The following is a 4,198-nucleotide window of genomic DNA, read 5'->3' as shown; positions in this document are numbered from 1 at the left end:
TGGCGCGTGCAGCTGCAAGGCGGAGGAGGGAGTCGACGCGGAGCGTCGGCGACCGACGACAACGCCGCAGATGTGCGTGCCAGACCCCGCGACGCTCGCGTGATCCAAACGACAGGCCCTAAGGCCGCGGCCCCTCGCGGGAGGGGCCGCGGCCGCTGTCGTACGGACCCGTGGGGCGGGGCGGTGTCAGCGGGCTCTACCGTGCTGCCTGTGACTGCGAACATCGACGAAGTCCCCGGCCGCCATGGCCCCTCGGCGACCACCGAGGCCGAGCCGCGCGAGGTGGGCCGGGTGCGCACCGAGTACTCGCCCGCGCACGACGGTGACCCCGACCCCGGCGAGATCGTCTGGACCTGGGTGCCCTACGAGGAGAACGACGGCCGGGGCAAGGACCGTCCGGTGCTCGTCGTCGCGCGGGAGGCCGGGGGCACGCTCCTCGCCGTCCGGCTGTCGAGCAGGCGGCACGACGGCGAGCGCGAGTGGGTGCCGATCGGCAGCGGGCCCTGGGACCGCTCGGGGCGGGACTCGTGGGTGGCCGTGGACCGCGTCCTGCGCCTGCACGAGGACGGCATGCGCCGGGAGGCGTGCGCACTGGACCGGATGCGGTTCAACCTGGTCGTCCACCGGCTCCGGGAACGCTACGGCTGGCGCTGACAGACCGGCTCCGGGAACGCTACGGCCGGCGCTGACAGAACGGCCGGGGACGCGGACGAGGACACGGCCCCGGCGGCCATGGCCCGCTACAGCCGGGCCCCCTCGCTCAGGGCGAACGCCTGCTCGAAGGCGCGGCGGGTCATCGAGCCCCGGGTCCGGTCGAGCACGCCGAAGACGACGTGCTCGAACGTTCCGGCGAACCGGCCGCCGTCGCCCAGCAGGGTCCGGAAGGCGCCCGCCACCTGCGCGGGATCGTTCTGGAAGACGCCGCAGCCCCAGGCGCCGAGCACCAGCCGCCGGTAGCCGTGGGCCAGCGCCGTCTCCAGCACGCGCTCGGCCCGGACGGCGAGGGCCCCCGGCAGGGCGGAGGCGCGTTCCGGCGCCGTACGCAGGACGACTCCGGCGTTGGGGGCCGCCGCGGTGAGGAAGCCGGCCGCGTACGGCTCGTCCAGCAGCCGGCCGCGGTCGTCCCGGAAGACGGGCACCCCGGGTGAGTGGATGACACGGTCCGTGTAGAACGGGTCGCGGTGCGCGCGGTGGTGGTCGTAGAACGCGCGGGCGCGCAGCACGCACGTGTAGAGCGCGGAGGCCCGGCAGAGGGCCTCTTCCTGGGCCTGTGCGCCGTTCAGATAGCCGCCGCCCGGATTGCGGGCCGAGGCGTAGTTCAGCACGGCGACGGGTCCGGCGAGGCGCCGGGCGGCCTCGAGGCTGCTCTCGCCCGTGACCTCGACCACCGTGTCCACCGGACTGACCTGGGGTGTCCGCACCGGTTCCGGCCCGTGCAGACGGGTGCCGGCGCGGGCGGCCTCGACCGCCGCGGCGATCGACACCGTGCGTCCGTCGGACGCGCGGTACCGGCCCGCCGCGACGATCTCCTCCGTCTGATGCGCGATCCCGCGCAGCCGCGCGCTCATGGCGCGACCCCCGTACACGCCTCGAACGCGCCCTGCGCGAGCCCCCCCGTCGTGCTCATGAACGCATCGTGAGCGATGCTGGTCCTGCGACGCAACAGAGTTTTCCGGGTGCTCGGACACCGCTCACCGGACCCCGAATGCGGCGATCTGCACTCTTGTGCGAACCGGCTCGGTTGGTCTTGGGTGGTACGAGCGAGCCGGGCCGGCGCCTCGAAAGCCGGGCCGGCGGCATGATGGAATCTCAGGAGGATCCCGACATGTCCGATTCGGTGAGTGACTGTACGGAGCACCGCTCCGTGGTCACCGAAGCAGAGGTGGAAGCGCTGGTCCGGGGCATCTGCTTCAAGACAGGGCCACCCCGCCACCTCGGCGTCGAAGTGGAATGGCTCGTCCACGAGCTGCGCGGGCCGCAGCTCCCGGTAACACCCGCACGTCTCGAAGAGGCTTACGCCGCTCTGCGGACCCTGCCCCTGCGTTCGGCGCTCACCGTCGAACCGGGCGGCCAGCTGGAGCTCAGCTCCCTCCCCGCCACCTCCCTGATGGAGTGCGTCGGGTCCGTGTCCGCCGACCTCGCCGCCGTACGCGAGGTGCTGCGCGAGGCAGGGCTGGGCCTGAGCGGATACGGCCAGGACCCCTGGCGCCCCCCGAGCCGCTTCCTCCATGAACCGCGTTACGACGCCATGGAGCGCTGCCTCGACCGCGCCGGCCCCGAGGGCCGCGCCATGATGTGCTCCTCGGCCTCCGTCCAGGTGTGCCTGGACGCCGGGTACGAGGAACCGGGCCCGCTCGGACACGGGCGGCGCTGGTGGCTGGCCCACCAGCTGGGCGCGGTCCTGGTGGCCGCGTTCGCCAACTCCCCGATGGCGGAGGGCCGCCCGACCGGCATGCGCTCCACCCGCCAGTCGCTGTGGGCGGCGATGGACCCCGGCAGGACCGGCGCACCCGCCCTCGGCGGGGACCCGCGGGCCGCCTGGGCCCGGCACGTCCTGGACGCGCCGGTGATGTGCGTACGGCGCCCGAGCGGCCCTTGGCCGGCGCCGAAGAACCTCACCTTCCGGGAGTGGACCCGGTCCGGCACTCCGCCGGACCGGGCGGACCTGGAGTATCACCTCACCACCCTGTTCCCGCCGGTGCGTCCGCGCGGGCATCTCGAACTGCGCATGATCGACGCGCAGCCGGGCGACGACGGGTGGATCGTGCCGCTCGCCGTCACGACCGCGCTGTTCGACGACGCGGAGGCCGCCGAGACCGCGTACCGGACCGTGAAACCCCTGGCGGAACGTGCCGGTCCGCGGTCCGCTCCGTGCAATCCGCTGTGGGCCGAGGCCGCCCGCGGCGGTCTCGCCGATCCCGAGCTGCGCGAGGCGGCCGTCGTCTGCTTCGCGGCGGCGGCCGAGGCGCTGCCCCGCCTCGGTGCCTCCCGCGAGGTGCGGGAGGCGGTGGCGCGGTTCACCGGCCGCTATGTGGCCCGGGGGCGCTGCCCCGCCGACGATCTGCTCGACCAGTTCCACGGGAAGGACATTCGCACATGACCGCCCCCGAATCCCTCACGGACCCGGAGTCGCTCAGGGAGCGCGCCCTGGACGCGCTGGTGACGGCCCGCGACCGCACCGCGCTCCTGACCTCCTGTGTGGAGGAGCCCGAACTGACCGCGCAGCACTCCCCGCTGATGTCCCCGCTGGTGTGGGACCTCGCCCACATCGGCAACCAGGAGGAGCTGTGGCTGCTGCGCGCGGTCGCGGGGCGGGAGCCGATGCGTCCGGAGATCGACGGTCTCTACGACGCCTTCGAGCACCCGCGTGCCGAGCGGCCCACGCTGCCGCTGCTGCCGCCGGAGGAAGCCCGCCGTTATGCCGCGGAGGTGCGCGGGCGGGCGCTGGACGTCCTGGAGAGCAGCACGTTGCGGGGCACGCGGCTGACCGAGGCGGGTTTCGCCTTCGGCATGATCGCGCAGCACGAACAGCAGCACGACGAGACGATGCTGATTACCCATCAGCTGCGCCGCGGGCCCGCCGCTCTGACCGCGCCGGACCCCGTCGCCGGACCCCCGTTCACGGGGCCTGCCGAAGTCCTGGTGCCGGGCGGCCCGTTCACCATGGGCACGTCGGCGGAGCCCTGGTCCCTGGACAACGAACGCCCCGCGCACCCGCGCGTGGTCCCCGCCTTCCACATCGACACCACGCCGGTGACCAACGCCGCCTACCAGGCCTTCATCGAGGACGGCGGCTACCAGGACGCCCGCTGGTGGGCGCCCGCGGGCTGGGACCACATCCGCGAGCACGCGATCGAGGCGCCGCTGTACTGGCGCCGGGAGGGCGGGCAGTGGCTGCGGCGGCGCTTCGGTGTGACCGAGGTCGTACCGCCCGACGAGCCGGTGCTGCACGTGTGCTGGTACGAGGCCGACGCGTACGCCCGCTGGGCGGGGCGGCGGCTGCCCACCGAGGCCGAGTGGGAGAAGGCCGCCCGCCACGACCCGGTCTCGGACCGCTCCACGCGCTACCCGTGGGGCGACGCCGACCCGACCCCCGACCACGCCAATCTGGGCCAGCGCCATCTGCGCCCCGGGGGGGGGGGGGGGGGGGGGGGTGGGGGGTTTCCCCTCTGCGTGCGGGAGGTGGTTGGCGGGGTGT

4 protein-coding genes are annotated in these 4,198 nt (G+C 74.2%); 3 read left to right on the top strand and 1 reads right to left on the bottom strand.

The genetic code is table 11. The features are described from left to right. The first annotated feature begins 210 nt into the window (after positions 1-210). A complete protein-coding gene (locus AC069T_RS37845; protein WP_478787061.1) occupies positions 211-654 on the top strand; it encodes a type II toxin-antitoxin system PemK/MazF family toxin in 444 nt (147 codons plus the stop codon). An 86-nt stretch (positions 655-740) separates the two neighbouring features. On the opposite strand, the gene AC069T_RS37840 is transcribed toward AC069T_RS37845, so the two are convergent. Further along, entirely contained in the window at positions 741-1,568 is an 828-nt protein-coding gene (locus AC069T_RS37840) for a TIGR02452 family protein (RefSeq protein ID WP_478787060.1), read from the bottom strand. Positions 1,569-1,825: 257 nt separating this feature from the next. Between AC069T_RS37840 and egtA the strand changes: the two genes are divergently transcribed. Next, positions 1,826-3,100 (top strand): ergothioneine biosynthesis glutamate--cysteine ligase EgtA, encoded by a 1,275-nt coding sequence (gene egtA, locus AC069T_RS37835; protein ID WP_478787059.1) that lies wholly within the window; start codon positions 1,826-1,828, stop codon positions 3,098-3,100. After that, positions 3,097-4,198 (top strand): SUMF1/EgtB/PvdO family nonheme iron enzyme (locus tag AC069T_RS37830; RefSeq protein ID WP_478787058.1); only part of this gene is annotated, 1,102 nt, incomplete at its 3' end. The genes egtA and AC069T_RS37830, both read left to right, overlap by 4 nt.

The sequence above is a fragment of the Streptomyces sp. NPDC043867 genome (assembly GCF_056435845.1).
The sequence above is the reverse complement of the archived record's forward strand: the minus strand, read 5'-3'. Positions and strand labels throughout refer to the sequence as shown.

Excerpts from the sequence above, each read along its gene's own strand:
- AC069T_RS37840 (WP_478787060.1), bottom strand. The coding sequence starts at position 1,568 with ATGAGCGCGCGGCTGCGCGGGATCGCGCATCAGACGGAGGAGATCGTC.
- egtA (WP_478787059.1), top strand. The coding sequence starts at position 1,826 with ATGTCCGATTCGGTGAGTGACTGTACGGAGCACCGCTCCGTGGTCACC.